Origin of the sequence: Alsobacter metallidurans, assembly GCF_014636935.1 — a bacterium.
GTDB lineage: Bacteria > Pseudomonadota > Alphaproteobacteria > Rhizobiales > Beijerinckiaceae > Alsobacter > Alsobacter metallidurans.
The window spans coordinates 1,453,276-1,467,963 of the sequence record NZ_BMES01000002.1 but is presented as its reverse complement, the minus strand read 5'-3'; the positions used below and the strand labels follow the sequence as shown (position 1 = coordinate 1,467,963).

Here is a 14,688-nt window from a genome sequence, read left to right as displayed (position 1 = left end):
TACCCGTGGCGAGCCGCCGCGCGAGCGGGTCGCCACGAGGTCGCGTTCGCTGCCGAACATGACTGGAATCCGTCGGACGTGTTGCGGTAGACTGCACGCGGGGCCGTTGTCGTTGTTGATTTGCCCTGTCGAAGTGTCGGGCGGAAGGTGTTGCTTTGGACGGGGCCTCTTTCAAAGTGTTGCTTGTCGAGGACGAGCCGCTCATCGCGCTCACCCTCGTGGATATGTTGGAAGAGCTCGGCCACCGGCCGCTCGAGGCGCTCAACGGCGGGCAGGCTCTCGCCTTGTTCGGGGAGCACTCGGACATCGACCTGTTGATCACGGATCTCGGACTGCCCGACATCGCCGGCGATCGTCTCGCCGAGCTGCTGCGCGCCAAGACGCCGCTGCTGCCGGTGATCTTCGCCACCGGCCATACGGGGCAGGGGCCCCAGCCCATCACCCCGAAGCCGCCGACGGCGCATCTCGGCAAGCCGTTCCAGGTCGCCGAACTTGAGTCGACGATCGAGCGGCTGATGACCATGGCGGCCCGCGGCTGACTTTAAGTCTCGGACGATGGCGCTTCGGTCGGGAGCGTCATGGTCCAGCGCGCTCCGGCGCGCGAGTCGCACGCGATGTCGATGTGTCCCTGCCGGGCCAGGTTCCGGACGAGCTTCAGGCCGATCCCGGTTGTCTTGGCGGCCTCATCGGCGTCGAAGCCCTCGCCATTGTCTTCCATCGTCACTGTGATGCGCCCCATCGGGCTCCTGCCGACCTGAACGGACAGCGATCCGCCCTGGGCGGCGAGGCCGTGCCGGAAGGCGTTGGCGGTCAACTCGGCCAGGATCATGCCGAGCAGCGACGCCGCCGCGAGGTCGATCGGCGCATTCTCGCCTGACACCACCAAGGCGGCGCGGTCGCCATGGTGGATCATCGCCAACGGCGGCATCAGGCGCTTCAGGTAGTCCAGCAGGCCAATGCGCGAGATGTCGGCGTCTTCGTGCAACTCCTGCTGGATCACTCCTATGGCCTGGACCCGGCGCCCGACCGACTCCAGCGCAAGGCGGCACTCTTCGTCGTTCACGTCGCGGGCCTTCAGGCCGATCAGGCTCAGGATCACCTGGAGGTTGTTTTTGACCCGATGATGAACCTCGGCCAGCAGCACGTCGCGCTGACGCACAGCGCGTCGGGCTTCCGCCAAGGCCGCGGTGGCGCGGACTTCGGCTTCCTTGCGATCCGTAATGTCGATGCAGGATCCGAGATAGCCCGAGAACCGGCCTTCCGAATCAAAGAATGGACGACCCCGGTCCATGACCCAGCGGTAGGCGCCGTCATGCCGGCGCAGGCGATAGTCGATGGTGAATTCGGCCCGGCGGTCAAAGGCGGTGTTGAAATGCCGGCGACAACGCTCCGCATCCTCGGCGTGGATCGGGTCGAACCAGCCATCGCCGCATTCGCTTTCGAGGGATCGTCCGGTGAATTCTAGGCGAGGAATGTTGACGTAATTGCACATCTTGTCCGGACCGACCCGCCAGATGAGCACGGGGGCATGGTCCGCCAGTTCCTGGAACCGGTGTCCGCTGTTCATGAAAATTACGCCCGTTCAATCAACGCAGGCCGAGGCGCCGGCCGTGACACGCAGAACTCCTTAACGGGCGAAAGCAGGTTCGGTTGCCTTGTTGGCCTCCGGCGGTCCGGTCACACGGGCCCAGGATCGCGTCGCCGCGGACGCTCAGACACGAAAAAGCCCGGCGGACCGAAGTCCGCCGGGCTCACTAAGCCTCGCCTAAGCGGGGATTAGAACTTGTAGTTCAGGCCGACGCGAACAACGCCGAAGTCGTTGTTCTTGCCGCTGGTGACCGCATAGGTGGTCGCAGCCGTCGGGCCGGCGACAACGTAGCCACGGTTGCCACGATCGATGTTCACGTAGAGACCTTCGATCTTGGCGGTCCAGTTCGGGGTGAAGGCGTACTCGACGCCGCCGCCCAGGGTCCAGCCGGCCTTGGTGTTGTCGTTGCCGAAGGCGCTGCCGCCGATGTCGCCGTAAGCGAGACCGCCGGTCACGTAGATGAGGGCGCGATCGAAAGCGTAACCGAGGCGGCCGCGAACGGTGCCGAAGTAGCTGCTGTCGTTGCCGCCGCCGTAGTAGAAGGGAGCGAAGTCGCTCTTGCGGCCGAGGTCGGCGTACTGGATGTCGGCCTCAACGCCAGCGACGATCTGGCCGAACTGCCAGTTGTAGCCGATCTGGCCACCACCGACGAAGCCGCCGTCGTTGCTGTCGCTGAACGTCGTGACGACGCCCGTGCCGCTCGTGAAGGTCACGTTGCGGTTGTCGGAGAAGCCGTAGCCGGCGTTCAGACCGACGTAGAAGCCCTGCCACGTGAAGACGGGGGCGTACACCACCGGCGCCATCGGGGCGCCCTTCGAGGTCGGCAGGTCGGCGGCCGAGGCGACGCCCGACATCACGGTCAGGGCCGTGGCGGCGAGGAGGAGATTACGGATCATTTTATTCGCATCCTTTCGAGGAGGGGTCTCGAGGCTTGAGCCTGAGAGACAATACCCGCCACAACGATCATATTCAATTCAGGTTGCGCCTGAAACGGGCGGCTGGAACGTTCACGCCCGCCGATGTGGCATTGAGGTCACGCCTGGAACGGGCAAACCTAGGCAGAGCCTCAAGAACTCGCGCCTTCCAAGCAGGACCATAACCATTCATTCACCATGCGGGGTGGCCGCAAAGCGACCCAATTATGGCGAATGCTGGGCGGGCGAACTTCGCTGGCCAAAATCGATTGATATTTGTTAATTCCATTAATCAGCGGGGACGGGTTTACTACACCAAATCCCCGGGGAATCGGCAAGCCGCCCAGGAGGGAACGAGTCGGAAGAGACTCACGTTCGGGAGTCCGGCGACGCGTGATGTCGCGGGCGGAGGGTTGCGTTATGGCGCCGCGTGCAAACTGGAAGGGCTATCTCAAACTGTCTCTCGTTTCCTGCGCGGTGGCGCTTTACCCCGCTTCCACGGCAGCCTCACGCGTCTCCTTCCATACGATCAACCGTGAGACCGGCAACCGGCTTCGCCGCCAGATGTTCGACCCCGACACCGGCGACGTGGTCGAGACCGAGAACCAGGTTCGTGGCTACGAGGTAGCCAAGGGCGATTACGTGATCGTCGAGGACGACGAGATCGACAAGATCGCCATCGAGAGCAGCCACACCATCGACATCGAGGCGTTTGTTCCCCGTTCCGAGATCGACGAGCTCTACGTCGACTCGCCCTACTATCTGGCCCCGGATGATCGTGTCGCCCAGGAGGCTTTCGCGGTGATCCGCGAGGCGATGCGCAAGCATGACGTCGTCGGCATCGCGCGCGTGGTGCTCTACCGCCGCGAGCGGATCGTGATGCTGGAGCCGCGCGGGAAGGGTCTTTTCGCTGCGACGCTCCGCTACCCTTACGAGGTGAGGCAGCCGGACGCCTATTTCGAGGACATTCCCGACCTCAACATCCCGCCCGACATGGTGGACCTGGCGTCTCACATCATCGGGCGCATGCGGCGCAGTTTTGATCCCGCCAGCTTCACCGACCGCTACGAGGACGCGCTGATCGAACTCGTCAAAGCCAAGCAGTCGGGCCGCAGCGCGCCCGCGCCCTCGGCCGAACCGCGGCAAAACAACGTCGTCAACCTCATGGACGCGTTGCGCAAGAGCATCGAGGCCGAGCAGCGAGGTGCGGCCGAAGCCGGGGCCCCGGCGAAGCGGACTGCCGCTGCCGCATCGCCCGTCCGCGCGACGGCAGGCGGCAAGGCGGCGGCTCCCAAAGCTCCGGCCAGCAAGGCTGCGCCGAAGCCGACGGATTCCAAAACGGCGGCTGCTGCGGCCAAGCCGCTCGCGCCGAGCAAGACCGTAAAGGGCGCAGCCGGGAAGGCTGCCGTCGCTCGCTCCAAGGTCGCACGGACCAAGAAGAGCGCCTGAGCGGGCGCTGCTCGCCGCTGCGAGTCGGTTGGCCATTCTCGAACCATCTCGTGAGTGGGAGCCTCGCGCCGGATTGAGAACTCCCGGAATCAAAAAGGCCGGAGCGCGCTCCGGCCTTCTGGTTGCATTTCGCGTGTTTCAGCGCGCCATGGTGGCGACGATGCGCAGCTCGGGAGCCTTGCCGCCTGCGGGACGTTGGGGCGGGAGAGCACGAAGACCTGCGTTCAGGCCGATCGTGTCGCGCCGCAGCCGCAGGCCATGCGTGTCGAGGCGGTTGGCGATCTTGTTGGCCAGCATCAGCAAGGCCCGGGACTGGATGACGCCCAGATCCGCCGCGTCCTCGCCGGCCATCCGGAAAGCGCCGTCCTGAAGCGCCGCGATCATGCGCAGCAATGTCACTTCGTCCTGTGTGGCGCTCGGCGAGCCATCGGGCATAAAGCCGAAATTTCCGCCCGTGCGCAGGCGGATCTCGTTGTCGAGCAGCAGCGCGTCGGACATCACGCCGTCCACTGCGGCTTCGCCGAGCTTGTCGCGGATGGACTCGGCGGCGGCGTCCAGATGCTTTTGGTCATAGCCGCTGCGGAAACGCTCGAAACGGCGAAGCACGTCGATCACGAACAGGGCGTCCACGGGCAGGAGGACGCGTACGCTTGGCGGCAGGGCGTGAACCGACATTGATGCCTCGCGAAGGTGAAGGGGCGGATTTGCGAGACAAACGTGCCTGGCCTGCTTTCGTTCCTCGCACCAACCACGATGGCGCGGAACCGTCGTTCCGGGGGTGGCGTTGCCACCACGACCCGCAATGGAGAAATCGAATGGCCCGAGAGCCCTTGGACACACCGACTGTCGAGAATGACGTGCGCGCGAAGCAGGGCGTGACGGGCCACAATGTCAGATATGTGCTGGGCATCGGCCTGGGCCTCGCCATCGTGGCCGGCGTCATCCTGTATTTTACCGTTGGAAACTAATCGTCCGCCGGCGCGGGCGCGTGGGAACGAATGTTGATCAACGCGCGTTGCAGCGTGTTGGGGTCGAGAGGGCGGCTTGAGGGCAGTCCCCGGGTCGGGGCGTTTTCCGGCAATGATGAACACACCTGAACGGGAAACGTCGTCCGGCGGTCGCACTCCCGGAATGCTTCATCGTGGCGTGACCGTGGCGGCGCTCGCAGTGGCGTTGCTGGCGGCGGCCGTGCTTGCTGCCGCGCTGGCGGTGTTCAACACGGACCGGATCGTCACCCTCAACATGGCGGCGGCGCAGGTCCGCGAACACGCGTTCAGGCTGGACGCTTCTTATTGCGACGTGCTGGCGGCCGAGTACGGACTCCTCATCTCCGACGATCCAGCCGCGCGCGAACGGTTCCGTTCTCTCCTGCCGGCGCCGGACAAACATCTCGCCAAGCTGTTCGAGGCGGTGCGAGACGACGAGCAGCGCAAGCGTCTCGAGTCGATCCGCGACGCCATGCGGTTGCAGGTCACCGAGGCCGAGCGCCTGCTGGGCCTGGTCGAGGCCGGCAAACGGGACGAGGCGGTGACGTCGGCGCGGGGCTCTGCCCCCGGCTTCGACCACGACGCCGTGCGCGCCGAGATCGTGCGCTTCCTCGACCATAACCGCGTGCTGATGCTGCGATCCGAACGGGGCTACCGCAATGCCGCGCGCACGCAGATGGCGATCGGCGGAATCGCGGCGCTCGGCATCCTGCTGTTCGGGGCGCACCAGATCTTCAGCACCTACCGGTTCCTGCGGGTCGTCGACGACAGCCGCAAGGGCTTGAGCAAGGCCAACGAGCGGCTCGAGGAGGAGGTCGCTGCGCGCACCCGCGAATTGGCCGGGGCGGTGCAACGCTTCCAGGTGGCCTTGCGGGCCGCGAACGTCATCGTCTTTGCGCAGGACCTGAACCGGGTGTTCACCTGGGTGAGCGGCGACCTGTTCGGGAAGTCGCCTGAGTCCATCCGAGGCCTCAGGGAGGAAGACTTCCTGCCCGACGACGTCGTCCGGATCGCGGTGGCGGCGAAGGACGAGGTTCTGGCGAATGGGGCGCCGCGAGATCACCAGTACAGCGTCGAGATCAACGGCGAGCGCCGGTGGTACCGGGTTCGCACGGAGCCGCTTCTGGGAGAGAACGGCGCGGCGATCGGTTTGATCGGCGCCATCATCGATCTCACCAGCGAGAAGCTCGTCCAGCAGAGGCTCGCGCAGGTCAGCGTCGAGCTGCAGAGCACCATTCTGAGGTTCCAGGTGGCGCTGAAAGGCGCGGACATCACGGTGTTCACGCAGGGGCGCGACCTTGCGTACACGTGGGTCAGCAGCGATTTCGAGGGCAGGGCGGCGGCGGAGTTCGTCGGCAAGACCGATCCGGACATCTTCAAGCCCGAGCTCGCCCGCAAGCTCACCGAGCTGAAGGGCGGGGTCCTGGTTTCGGGCGACCCGGCCTCGGGCGAATTCCGGGTCGAAAGGCCCGGCGCCGAGAAGTGGCACCTGCTGCGCGTCGAGGCTCAGCGCGACGAGGCCGGGGCGATCGTCGGCGTGGTGGGCGCGAGCGTAGACGTCACCGAGCGCCGGCAGCGTGAGACCCACAATCGCATTCTCCTGCGGGAGCTTACGCATCGCACCAAGAATCTCCTCGCGGTGGTGCAGGCGATGGCGCGGCAGACGCTCACCACCAGCGTTTCGGCCCGCGATTTCGAGGCTCGCTTCTCGGGCCGCCTGCAGGGGCTCGCGAGTTCGCTCGACATCCTGGTGAACGAGAACTGGCAGGGCGCTTCGGTGACCCAACTGGTGCGAACGCAGCTCAGCCACTGGCGCGACGTCATCGGCACGCGCATCACGCTCGAGGGCGAGGACATCGTGCTTGAGCCCGAGGCGGCGCAGAACATCGGCCTGGCGCTGCACGAGCTGTCGACCAACTCGGCGAAATACGGCGCCCTGTCGGTGCCCTCCGGCGTGATCGCGATCAGCTGGCGTCTGGATGCGTCCGGCGAGACGCCGCGCTTCATCTTCGACTGGGCGGAGCGCAACGGCCCGGCCGTGCAGCCTCCCCGCCACAAGGGGTTCGGCCACGCCGTGATCGAACGGCTGGTTCCGCGGGCCCTGAATGGCAAGGCCCAACTCGACTATGCCGAATCCGGGTTCTCGTGGCGGCTCGACATCCCGAGCAGCTACATCCGCGATCCCGGCGCCGAGCCGAGCGAGCCCAAGGTGTGGGTGGGCTAAGGCCCGTTCCGAACCGCCGGGAACGAACAGCCAGAGGCCCCGTTGCTCCGTGGAACGCAGCGGAAGGCGGCCATGGCTCCGGAGCCCGAACCCTACAGCTCGCAAGCGCTCGCGGCCTGGCCGCGGTTCTTGCTCACCCATGCGGGTTTCGGCCTCGTTCTCGGGCTGGCGTTCACGGCCGCGCTGCTGGCCCTGGACGCACACGGCATCGCATCCCTGATCTTCGCAGGCGAGACACAGGCCGCGCCGATCGCAGCGCTCGCGCTTTCATCCGCGTCGCTTGCGACATGCGGGTCGCTGGCCACCGCCATGCTGCAGTTCCACGCTTATGCGGGCCCGCAGCCGGCGGGCGCGTCGCGCCGATCGCCGCATTCCTGACCCTCGCCCATCCAGTGGAGCCCTCATGCCCGAACAAACTCTCCCGCCCCAGCACCAGGCCTCCCAGCCCGGCCACGAGAGCGAGATGAACCCGAAGCCGGATTATGCGCCCCGTTTCGCCGGGGCCGGCCGCCTGAAGGGCAAGGGCGTGATCATCACGGGAGGGGACAGCGGCATCGGCCGCGCCGTCGCGGTCGCGATGGCGCGTGAAGGCGCGTCGGTGGCGTTCATCTACAAGGAGGAGCACGAGGACGCGCAGGAGACCGTCCGGCTGATCGAAGCCGAGGGCGGCAAGGCGCTTCCGATGGCGGGCGACGTCGGCCAGGAGGCGTTCTGCCGCGACTGCGTGGCCAAGGCCGCGGACGCTTTCGGCGGCATCGACGTGCTGGTCAACAATGCGGCGGAGCAGCACCAGCGTGAGGACATCACCGAGATCTCGGAGGAGCAGCTGGAGCGCACCTTCCGGACCAACATCTTCAGCTACTTCTTCATGGCGAAAGCGGTGCGACCGCTGCTGAAGGCAGGCGGGTCGATCATCAACACCACCTCGGTGACGGCCTACAAGGGCAGCCCGCAATTGCTGGACTACAGCTCCACCAAGGGGGCGATCGTGGCGTTCACCCGCTCGCTCTCCATGGCGCTGGCCAAGGACGGCATCCGGGTTAACGCCGTCGCGCCGGGCCCGATCTGGACGCCGCTGATCCCGGCGACGTTCGACGCCGAGAAGGTCAAGAGCTTCGGCGCGGACGTGCCGATGAGCCGGCCCGGGCAGCCACGTGAGGTGGCGTCCGCCTATGTGTTTCTGGCCAGCGAGGACGCGAGCTACATGTCCGGCCAGGTGATACACCCGAACGGCGGCACGGTCGTGAACGGCTGAGCGGCTCAGTGGCGGGGGCGGGCTTCGGCCGGCAACTCGCCGGGGCTTGCTTCGGCGGCCTCCGCCTCGATGTCATCGGCGACACGGCGCAGCCAGGCCGCGAACGCTTTGGGTTCCGCGTCCAGCATCATGCGGGTGACGCCGATCAGCAGCGCGGCGCATTCGGCGAGACGTTCAGTCCCGGCGTCGTGTTCGGCCATTTGGAGCTCCGGTCGAGAGCGGGCGGAACGCGGGTCGCGCGGCGCGGTTCCGTGCGTCGCCATTGGGGCGTGCGGCTTGGAACCCTCGCGAGGTTTGAACGTTTCACTTTGGACCCTTGGTTCTCATCAAAAACAGCCGCCCACTCTAGCGACGCAACTCCGGCTCACCGGCCGGATCACGCTGCGTCGCGTCCGGAATTCAGGATCGTCTCATGTCTCTTCCCACCGACACCGCCGCGCCCGCCGCCAAGCCGTCGCAGACCGAGAAGCCGCTGCTGATCTGCTTTGCGCACCGCCGCTGGCGAGAGGACGATGTGAGGGTGCGCGAGCTGATGACGCGCGCAGCGCACGACCATCGGGTTATCGTGTTCGATGATCCGATGACGGACGGGGCAGGGGCGGGCTCGCTCGAGCGGGAACAAGCGGGCGACGATCTGCTGGTGGCGACGCCGCACCTGCCGCCGCGGCTCGCAGACCGGACCGCGAACGCGCTGCTGCGCAAGCTGCTGGACGATCTTCTCGCCGAAACCGGCCAGCCGACCGTTATCTGGCTCATGTCGCCGCCCGCCATGGCGTTCAGTTCGCACCTGACGCCGGCGACGCGGATCTATGACTGCGCCGAAGACCTCGCCGCGCGCCCCAACGCCCCCGCAACGCTGCAGCTGCTGGAGCGCCGCGTTCTAGGCCGCGTCGACCTCGTCTTCGCCGGAACGCCCGAGATGTTCGCGCGCCAGACCGGCCGGCACGCGTCCGTGCGGCTGGCCGCCAACCCGCAGCGGGGCGACGCAGCTGCGTGGGACGAAACCTGGCAGGCCATGCAGAACGAGATCCAAGCGCTGACCAACGGCTCCAGGCCCGCCGTTCGCCACACGCGCGAGCGGATCCTCGACATCAACCTGAGCGAGGCCGTAGGGGCCTGAGCTCTCTCACATCGCGAGAAAGCGCGGCGGTTTCATCCGCCGCGCTTTTGCGTTGTAGCCCGAGCTTTCCAGGGTGGAGAAACCAGAGCCTGGACAAGCAAAAGGCGCCGATCCCGCCGCGGCGGGGCCGACGCCTGCAAAGAGGCCGGGTTGACGCTTCAGCGCGAACCGGCTTCGGCGTCCTTCATCCGACGGCTGTGCGAGGCCTCGCCACCCTTGCGGCCAGCCTCGGCGGCAAGCTTCGGGTCTCGTGAGAAGCTGCGGGACTCAGGAGCGACGCTGCGACCGCCCTTGCGGCCGGCTTCGGCGGCAAGCTGCGGATTACGGGAAAAGCTGCGCTTCTCATTGGGGACGCTTTCTCCGCCCTTGCGAGCGATATCCCGCTGCTTGGACTCGTCCATAGAAGCGAAGCCCCGGTTCGACCGCTGCTGCTTATCTGGCATTCCTGCGCTCCTCTGGTTTGTTTGTGTCCTCCAACGCTGGCCCTTTAGGTTGGTTCCGCGCCCGGGCAGGCAGGGACGGAGCCGCTGGAAGCCAAGCCGATCACACTGATTCCACTGCTCCGCTGTGGCTTTCCGAGACGCGATCGCAACCTTTGTGGCTTGACATGCGTTGCCACCCGCAATGCCGACGAGACACAGGGTCTTCTGTTGGCCTGGGATGGAACGTTTCGCGTTCAGTTTGTCTGGAGGAGAACACGATGAAGAAGATCCTGATGATCTCGGCTGTGGCGCTGTCGCTCGGCGCCTGCGCGACCGAAGAGGGCAACCGGGCCGCCACCGGCGCGGTGCTGGGCGGCGCGGCGGGCGCGGTGATCGGCGGCGCGGCGACGGGCCGTGGCAGCGGCGCTCTGGCGGGCGCGGCGATCGGCGCGGCCGGCGGCGCCGTGGTGGGCGCGGCGACGACCCCGCGTCGCTCGGCTGACTGCTACTACGACGCGTATGGCCGTCGGGTCTGTGATTACTACTGAGCTTCCCCGCAGGGGTTGAACTCCAGAAAGGCCGGCCTCGCGCCGGCCTTTTTGTTAGCCGGCGGTTTGTTTGTGTGCGGACCTGGGCCCCGCATTGAGGATCCGTAATGGAACAGCCACAAGGGTGCGACGTTCCACCACACCCAGGGCGCTAAGTCGTCGCAAGAACACGCCCGGGTTCGCGGGAGTGTCTCGACGATGTCGTTCAAGTTTTCAGCCTTCGCCTCGAAGACCAGCAAGTTCGCCGGGAACCCGATGACCTTCGTGGGGTCGTGCGCGCTGATCCTGCTCTGGGCCGTCACAGGGCCGTTGTTCCATTATTCGGACACGTGGCAGCTCGCGATCAACACCGGGACGACGATCATCACCTTCCTGATGGTGTTCCTGATCCAAAATACGCAGAACCGGGAGTCGGCTTCCATCCAGATCAAGCTCGACGAGCTCATTCGCGCGACCCATTCGGCGCGCAACACGCTGCTCGATCTGGAGGAGATGTCGGAGGATCAGCTCAACACCCTGCTGGCCCGGTATCGTGACGTCGCCAAGCAGGCGCGTGACCCGAATGTCGAGGATATCAAGGAGCTCGGCCGGCCGGAAGTGGTGGCCGCCCTGGAAGAAGAAGTGGAGTCGGCCGCCGAGGCGCCCCCGCACTCGCCCGAGCGCAACGAGCGCCTCAAGACGGCGGCGATCCGTGCGGTCGGGGTCGCGGCCGAAGACGTGCTCGGCGCCGCGCCGCCTGCCGGAAAGAGGCTGCGAAAGGTGGCCAATGAACGCGATGCCGAGGAACGGAACGCGGAAAACCCGCCAACGCCCGCCCGCGCAGCTCGAAAGTCATCGTCCCAGCGCAACTAGATCGGCAATGACAGCCGGAAAGTACATGCATTCCGCGCGCCGTCGTGGCGGCAGCGGGGAGCATCACGAAATCAAGGCAGCGTCTGGCGAGCGATGTGCGCTAACGCGCATCGGCGGCGCGGGAACCTCCCTAGAGTCGCGGCGTTGTCGGATGCATCTACACGGAGATCAAAGATGAACGCGTCGCGAATTCTTCCCACCGTCGCATTCTCGGTCGCGGTCTCCTTCTTTTTCGTGCCGCCCGTCATCGCGGTGGTCAAGAACGCGCCTGCGGCTGCAAAAGCCGCCGCACCGTCCGCCAGCCTGATTGTGGCGAGCACGCCGGTCGCGATGACGCCCGTTCGCGCCAAAGCGCAGCAGGATGGCGTTTGCGCGCCCACAAACGCCACCACGTCGTCTCCCGAGCAGGACGCGTCCGCCAAGGGCGCCAAGCGCTCGCCCTGGAATCCTTGGGTCGTCGCTTCGCTGGAAGCGCACTGAACGCCGCCTCGTCGGTCCCGGACGGGAACCCGGGACCTTCAGTCGTGTTTGAGTAGCAAGGCACGGTTCGGGCCAGAACGCCCCCTCCCGCCCGATCGAACCGCGCCGAACGGGACCCGCAGCAGGTGTTGCGGGTCCCGTTCTCGTTGGAAGGCGCAAGCAGATCGCGCTTCGCGCCGCCCAGCCGTTACTCCAATGCGCAACTGCGTCAGGCGGCCGCAGGTTGCAGGAACCTTCCCGACACCCTGAACGTTGCCGCAGGGATCGTGGTTCTCACGCCGGGAACCGAGGCAACAACAAGCGGACCGCAAGGCCGCAGACGTTCAGGAGAATTCATCATGGGCATCAGCACAATCCTGCTGATCATCCTCATCCTGCTTTTGATCGGCGCCGTGCCGAGCTGGCCTCACAGCCGCGGCTGGGGCTACGGGCCGTCCGGCATTCTGGGCGTGGTCATCCTGATCGTGATCGTCCTACTGCTGACAGGCAGGCTCTGACTTTCCAGACTCTCATAGGAGACGCGCGTGACTGACTTCGACAGCACGGTTGGCGGCGGCGCAGAGGACGTCAGGGACGATCTGACGAAGTTGCGCTCCGACCTTGGCAAGCTGAGCGACACTGTCGCCCAGCTTGTAAAGGAAGAGGCTGCGGCTCAGGCCGAAAAGGTCCGCGAGGCCGTCGGCACAGCCCGCGGGCAGGTCACCGACGCGGCCGGCAGCATCGCGCGCGCCGGCAGCGGCATCGCCGAGGACACGCAGGCGAGGCTGGAAACGCTGAGCTCCGAGCTGGAGGAGTCGGTTCGCCGCAGTCCGCTGACGGCGCTGGTGGCCGCGGGCGTCGCCGGCATGATCATTGGCATGATCACCCGCTGAAACAACGAAGGCGCTCGTATGAACGAGCGCCTTCGACAATCCTTGAAAAGCCAGAAAAGCCGTTCCGCCATCGCGGAGCGGCTTTTCTGCATTCAGGCCGGAATCGCGGTCTTGTCGGTGCGCTGCGCGCGCCGTTGGAAAAACAGGGCCTGGCTGATCACGGCCTTTACGGTGTCGGTGAGGAAGGGCTTGGTGATCAGGAAGGCCGGTTCCGGCCGGGTGCCGGTGAGGAAGCGCTCCGGATAGGCGGTGATGAAGATCACCGGCACCTCGATGGCGCCAAGGATCTCGTTCACGGCCTCCAGGCCCGACGATCCGTCGGCAAGCTGGATGTCGGCCAGGATCAGGCCCGGACGAAGTTTCTGAATGGAAGCCACAGCCTCCTTATGGAAGCCACAGCCTCCTTGTGCGTGCGAGCGACGTCCACCACGCGATGGCCGAGGTCCTCGACGAGGCTCTGCAGGTCGAGCGCGATCAGCGGCTCGTCCTCGATGATCAGCACGTCGGTCTTGATCTGGTCCGCGAGCTCGCGGCCGGCGGCGTCCAGCAGCGCCTGCGCCTCGCCGAGCGAGCAGTCCAGCGTCTGCGCAACCTCGGCGGTGCTGAACCCCTCGAGCGAGCGCAGCAGGAACGCGATGCGCGAGCGCGGCGTCATTGCGTCCAGGCTGCGCTGCGCGCCAAGCTCCACGGCGGGGAGACCGGGATCAACCTGGGCGTTGATCGGCACCGAGCGCCACACTTCCAGCAGCAGCCGGTAGAGCGCGATCCGGACATCGCCGTTCAGATCGATGCGCGAAGGATCGGAGACGATCGACTCCAATGTCGCCTGAACATAAACGTCGCCAATGCGTTGATTGCCGGTCAACGCACGCGCAAAGCGGCGCATGAAAGGCAGATGCGGTGAGATGGCCTGAGAAATCGGCATAGCGCCCCCAATGATGCCCGTGCCTAAGCACGGCATTGGGCCACAACGTACGGCTGAAAAAAAGGTTCCAGCGTCCGGGGAACCGTATACCGGATCGTGCGTTGTGGCTGCGATCAATCCTGCTGTGCGGGACCTTTGTCCCGTGCTCCCCGGAGGGTGGCAATGACGCAAAACAAGAGTGCTCTGCACTCGGATCCCGCAGTTGCGGATCCGGTGGCTGTCGGCCGTGAGTCGACGCCCGGAATGGTTCCGCAAATTCAGGATCACATCGGCCGTCAGCTGAGGGCTGTGTATGACGAAGTGCTGAATCAGCCGGTTCCCGATCGCTTCAAGGAGCTCATGGACAAGCTCGACGAGAAGCTTGGAGACCAGGAATGAACCCGCAAGGCAGCGCCAGCCTGAAAGCCGAGCTTCTCGGGGCGATCCCCAGCCTGCGCGCCTTTGCGATGTCGCTCTCTGGCAACATCGATCGCGCCGACGACCTCGTTCAGGAAACTCTCGTGAAAGCCTGGAGCAATCTGGGCTCGTTCACGGAGGGTACGAACATGTCGGCCTGGCTGTTCACGATCCTGCGCAACATCTTCTACTCCGAATACCGCAAGCGCCGCCGCGAGGTCGCCGACCCGGAAGGCCAGATCGCCGCCCGGCTGGCGTCCGCTCCGTCGCAAAACTCGCACATGGATTTCCTCGACTTCCAGAACGCGCTGCAGCAGCTCTCGCCCGACCAACGCGAGGCGCTGATCCTGGTGGGCGCCTCCGGCATGTCCTACGAGGAAGCCGCCGACATCTGCGGTTGCGCGGTCGGCACCATGAAGAGCCGCGTGAACCGGGCCCGCAATCGCCTGGGGCAGTTGCTTTCCACGGCGGCCGACGGCGAGTTCGATGGGGATTCGATCTGGAACCCCGCCGAACCCGCGATGGAAAAGATGCTCCGCGCCGGCGAATAGTTTTTTCGCCGCGCTGACGGACCAGCCCGCGCCATTCGCGCGGGCTTTTTCGTGTCCGGTCGGGCTACTCGCCTCACGGTTGCTTGTTTGAACCCCGGCGCATGTG

21 protein-coding genes are annotated in these 14,688 nt (G+C 65.9%); 14 read left to right on the top strand and 7 right to left on the bottom strand.

Annotated elements, in window-relative coordinates; all coding sequences use genetic code 11:
- The first annotated feature begins 176 nt into the window (after window positions 1-176).
- Window positions 177-539 (top strand): response regulator, encoded by a 363-nt coding sequence (locus IEV99_RS17340; protein WP_188518985.1) that lies wholly within the window; start codon window positions 177-179, stop codon window positions 537-539.
- 2 nt (window positions 540-541) lie between these two features.
- Here the strand turns inward: IEV99_RS17340 and IEV99_RS17335 are convergent, their stop codons facing one another.
- Together IEV99_RS17335 and IEV99_RS17330 are read right to left on the bottom strand one after the other, a co-directional pair.
- Complete coding sequence (locus IEV99_RS17335; RefSeq protein WP_188518984.1) at window positions 542-1,567, bottom strand: sensor histidine kinase; 1,026 nt, start codon at window positions 1,565-1,567, stop codon at window positions 542-544.
- Window positions 1,568-1,776: 209 nt separating this feature from the next.
- Complete coding sequence (locus IEV99_RS17330) at window positions 1,777-2,484, bottom strand: outer membrane protein (protein WP_188518983.1); 708 nt, start codon at window positions 2,482-2,484, stop codon at window positions 1,777-1,779.
- Between the two features lie 438 nt (window positions 2,485-2,922).
- Here IEV99_RS17330 and ku point away from each other — a divergent pair, with 438 nt between their 5' ends.
- Entirely contained in the window at window positions 2,923-3,951 is a 1,029-nt protein-coding gene (ku, locus tag IEV99_RS17325; protein WP_188518982.1) for a non-homologous end joining protein Ku, read from the top strand.
- 138 nt (window positions 3,952-4,089) lie between these two features.
- Here ku and IEV99_RS17320 read toward each other — a convergent pair whose 3' ends face one another.
- Window positions 4,090-4,626: a hypothetical protein gene (locus IEV99_RS17320; RefSeq protein WP_188518981.1), complete on the bottom strand. Its 537-nt coding sequence runs from the start codon at window positions 4,624-4,626 to the stop codon at window positions 4,090-4,092.
- A 155-nt stretch (window positions 4,627-4,781) separates the two neighbouring features.
- Here IEV99_RS17320 and IEV99_RS17315 point away from each other — a divergent pair, with 155 nt between their 5' ends.
- The 4 genes from IEV99_RS17315 to IEV99_RS17300 all read left to right on the top strand — a co-directional run bounded on the left by IEV99_RS17315 (window position 4,782) and on the right by IEV99_RS17300 (window position 8,416).
- Complete coding sequence (locus tag IEV99_RS17315) at window positions 4,782-4,919, top strand: hypothetical protein (protein ID WP_188518980.1); 138 nt, start codon at window positions 4,782-4,784, stop codon at window positions 4,917-4,919.
- 163 nt (window positions 4,920-5,082) lie between these two features.
- Entirely contained in the window at window positions 5,083-7,161 is a 2,079-nt protein-coding gene (locus IEV99_RS17310; RefSeq protein WP_188518979.1) for a PAS domain-containing protein, read from the top strand.
- 72 nt (window positions 7,162-7,233) lie between these two features.
- Complete coding sequence (locus IEV99_RS17305) at window positions 7,234-7,539, top strand: hypothetical protein (RefSeq protein ID WP_188518978.1); 306 nt, start codon at window positions 7,234-7,236, stop codon at window positions 7,537-7,539.
- Window positions 7,540-7,564: 25 nt separating this feature from the next.
- Window positions 7,565-8,416, top strand: coding sequence for an SDR family oxidoreductase (locus tag IEV99_RS17300; RefSeq protein ID WP_188518977.1), 852 nt, complete (start codon window positions 7,565-7,567; stop codon window positions 8,414-8,416).
- Between the two features lie 5 nt (window positions 8,417-8,421).
- On the opposite strand, the gene IEV99_RS17295 is transcribed toward IEV99_RS17300, so the two are convergent.
- A complete protein-coding gene (locus tag IEV99_RS17295; RefSeq protein ID WP_188518976.1) occupies window positions 8,422-8,616 on the bottom strand; it encodes a hypothetical protein in 195 nt (64 codons plus the stop codon).
- 212 nt (window positions 8,617-8,828) lie between these two features.
- Here IEV99_RS17295 and IEV99_RS17290 point away from each other — a divergent pair, with 212 nt between their 5' ends.
- On the top strand, window positions 8,829-9,536 hold the full coding sequence (locus IEV99_RS17290; protein WP_188518975.1) for a glycosyltransferase family protein: 708 nt from the start codon (window positions 8,829-8,831) through the stop codon (window positions 9,534-9,536).
- A gap of 158 nt (window positions 9,537-9,694) precedes the next feature.
- On the opposite strand, the gene IEV99_RS17285 is transcribed toward IEV99_RS17290, so the two are convergent.
- Window positions 9,695-9,979 carry a con-10 family general stress protein gene (locus tag IEV99_RS17285; RefSeq protein ID WP_188518974.1) on the bottom strand — a complete coding sequence of 95 codons (285 nt, stop codon included), beginning with the start codon at window positions 9,977-9,979 and terminating at the stop codon, window positions 9,695-9,697.
- Window positions 9,980-10,236: 257 nt separating this feature from the next.
- On the opposite strand from IEV99_RS17285, the gene IEV99_RS17280 reads away from it, so the two are divergent.
- The 5 genes from IEV99_RS17280 (at window position 10,237) to IEV99_RS17260 (ending at window position 12,710) form a co-directional block, all read left to right on the top strand.
- The gene (locus IEV99_RS17280) at window positions 10,237-10,506 is read left to right on the top strand and encodes a YMGG-like glycine zipper-containing protein (RefSeq protein ID WP_188518973.1); all 270 of its coding nucleotides are present in this window, start codon (window positions 10,237-10,239) and stop codon (window positions 10,504-10,506) included.
- A gap of 198 nt (window positions 10,507-10,704) precedes the next feature.
- Window positions 10,705-11,358, top strand: a complete 654-nt coding sequence (locus IEV99_RS23870; protein ID WP_188518972.1) for a low affinity iron permease family protein — start codon at window positions 10,705-10,707, stop codon at window positions 11,356-11,358.
- A gap of 174 nt (window positions 11,359-11,532) precedes the next feature.
- Window positions 11,533-11,838, top strand: a complete 306-nt coding sequence (locus IEV99_RS17270) for a hypothetical protein (protein WP_188518971.1) — start codon at window positions 11,533-11,535, stop codon at window positions 11,836-11,838.
- Between the two features lie 338 nt (window positions 11,839-12,176).
- Window positions 12,177-12,335, top strand: coding sequence for a DUF3309 family protein (locus IEV99_RS17265; protein ID WP_188518970.1), 159 nt, complete (start codon window positions 12,177-12,179; stop codon window positions 12,333-12,335).
- A gap of 27 nt (window positions 12,336-12,362) precedes the next feature.
- Complete coding sequence (locus tag IEV99_RS17260; protein ID WP_188518969.1) at window positions 12,363-12,710, top strand: hypothetical protein; 348 nt, start codon at window positions 12,363-12,365, stop codon at window positions 12,708-12,710.
- A 92-nt stretch (window positions 12,711-12,802) separates the two neighbouring features.
- Here IEV99_RS17260 and IEV99_RS23930 read toward each other — a convergent pair whose 3' ends face one another.
- The gene (locus IEV99_RS23930; protein WP_308469379.1) at window positions 12,803-13,087 is read right to left on the bottom strand and encodes a hypothetical protein; all 285 of its coding nucleotides are present in this window, start codon (window positions 13,085-13,087) and stop codon (window positions 12,803-12,805) included.
- Window positions 13,054-13,752: a sigma factor-like helix-turn-helix DNA-binding protein gene (locus tag IEV99_RS23925; protein ID WP_308469378.1), complete on the bottom strand. Its 699-nt coding sequence runs from the start codon at window positions 13,750-13,752 to the stop codon at window positions 13,054-13,056. Before IEV99_RS23925 ends, IEV99_RS23930 begins: the two co-directional genes overlap by 34 nt.
- Before the next feature lie 45 nt (window positions 13,753-13,797).
- Between IEV99_RS23925 and IEV99_RS17250 the strand changes: the two genes are divergently transcribed.
- The gene (locus IEV99_RS17250) at window positions 13,798-14,013 is read left to right on the top strand and encodes a NepR family anti-sigma factor (RefSeq protein WP_188518968.1); all 216 of its coding nucleotides are present in this window, start codon (window positions 13,798-13,800) and stop codon (window positions 14,011-14,013) included.
- Complete coding sequence (locus tag IEV99_RS17245; protein ID WP_188518967.1) at window positions 14,010-14,582, top strand: sigma-70 family RNA polymerase sigma factor; 573 nt, start codon at window positions 14,010-14,012, stop codon at window positions 14,580-14,582. The genes IEV99_RS17250 and IEV99_RS17245 overlap by 4 nt, the downstream gene beginning before the upstream one ends.
- The last annotated feature ends 106 nt before the right edge of the window (window positions 14,583-14,688 follow it).

What these genes read in the sequence shown, in the direction of transcription:
- IEV99_RS17335 (WP_188518984.1), bottom strand. Translation starts at nt 1,567, where the DNA reads ATGAACAGCGGACACCGGTTCCAGGAACTGGCGGACCATGCCCCCGTG.
- IEV99_RS17330 (WP_188518983.1), bottom strand. Translation starts at nt 2,484, where the DNA reads ATGATCCGTAATCTCCTCCTCGCCGCCACGGCCCTGACCGTGATGTCG.
- ku (WP_188518982.1), top strand. Translation starts at nt 2,923, where the DNA reads ATGGCGCCGCGTGCAAACTGGAAGGGCTATCTCAAACTGTCTCTCGTT.
- IEV99_RS17320 (WP_188518981.1), bottom strand. Translation starts at nt 4,626, where the DNA reads ATGTCGGTTCACGCCCTGCCGCCAAGCGTACGCGTCCTCCTGCCCGTG.
- IEV99_RS17310 (WP_188518979.1), top strand. Translation starts at nt 5,083, where the DNA reads ATGCTTCATCGTGGCGTGACCGTGGCGGCGCTCGCAGTGGCGTTGCTG.
- IEV99_RS17305 (WP_188518978.1), top strand. Translation starts at nt 7,234, where the DNA reads ATGGCTCCGGAGCCCGAACCCTACAGCTCGCAAGCGCTCGCGGCCTGG.
- IEV99_RS17300 (WP_188518977.1), top strand. Translation starts at nt 7,565, where the DNA reads ATGCCCGAACAAACTCTCCCGCCCCAGCACCAGGCCTCCCAGCCCGGC.
- IEV99_RS17295 (WP_188518976.1), bottom strand. Translation starts at nt 8,616, where the DNA reads ATGGCCGAACACGACGCCGGGACTGAACGTCTCGCCGAATGCGCCGCG.
- IEV99_RS17290 (WP_188518975.1), top strand. Translation starts at nt 8,829, where the DNA reads ATGTCTCTTCCCACCGACACCGCCGCGCCCGCCGCCAAGCCGTCGCAG.
- IEV99_RS17285 (WP_188518974.1), bottom strand. Translation starts at nt 9,979, where the DNA reads ATGCCAGATAAGCAGCAGCGGTCGAACCGGGGCTTCGCTTCTATGGAC.
- IEV99_RS17280 (WP_188518973.1), top strand. Translation starts at nt 10,237, where the DNA reads ATGAAGAAGATCCTGATGATCTCGGCTGTGGCGCTGTCGCTCGGCGCC.
- IEV99_RS23870 (WP_188518972.1), top strand. Translation starts at nt 10,705, where the DNA reads ATGTCGTTCAAGTTTTCAGCCTTCGCCTCGAAGACCAGCAAGTTCGCC.
- IEV99_RS17270 (WP_188518971.1), top strand. Translation starts at nt 11,533, where the DNA reads ATGAACGCGTCGCGAATTCTTCCCACCGTCGCATTCTCGGTCGCGGTC.
- IEV99_RS17265 (WP_188518970.1), top strand. Translation starts at nt 12,177, where the DNA reads ATGGGCATCAGCACAATCCTGCTGATCATCCTCATCCTGCTTTTGATC.
- IEV99_RS17250 (WP_188518968.1), top strand. Translation starts at nt 13,798, where the DNA reads ATGACGCAAAACAAGAGTGCTCTGCACTCGGATCCCGCAGTTGCGGAT.
- IEV99_RS17245 (WP_188518967.1), top strand. Translation starts at nt 14,010, where the DNA reads ATGAACCCGCAAGGCAGCGCCAGCCTGAAAGCCGAGCTTCTCGGGGCG.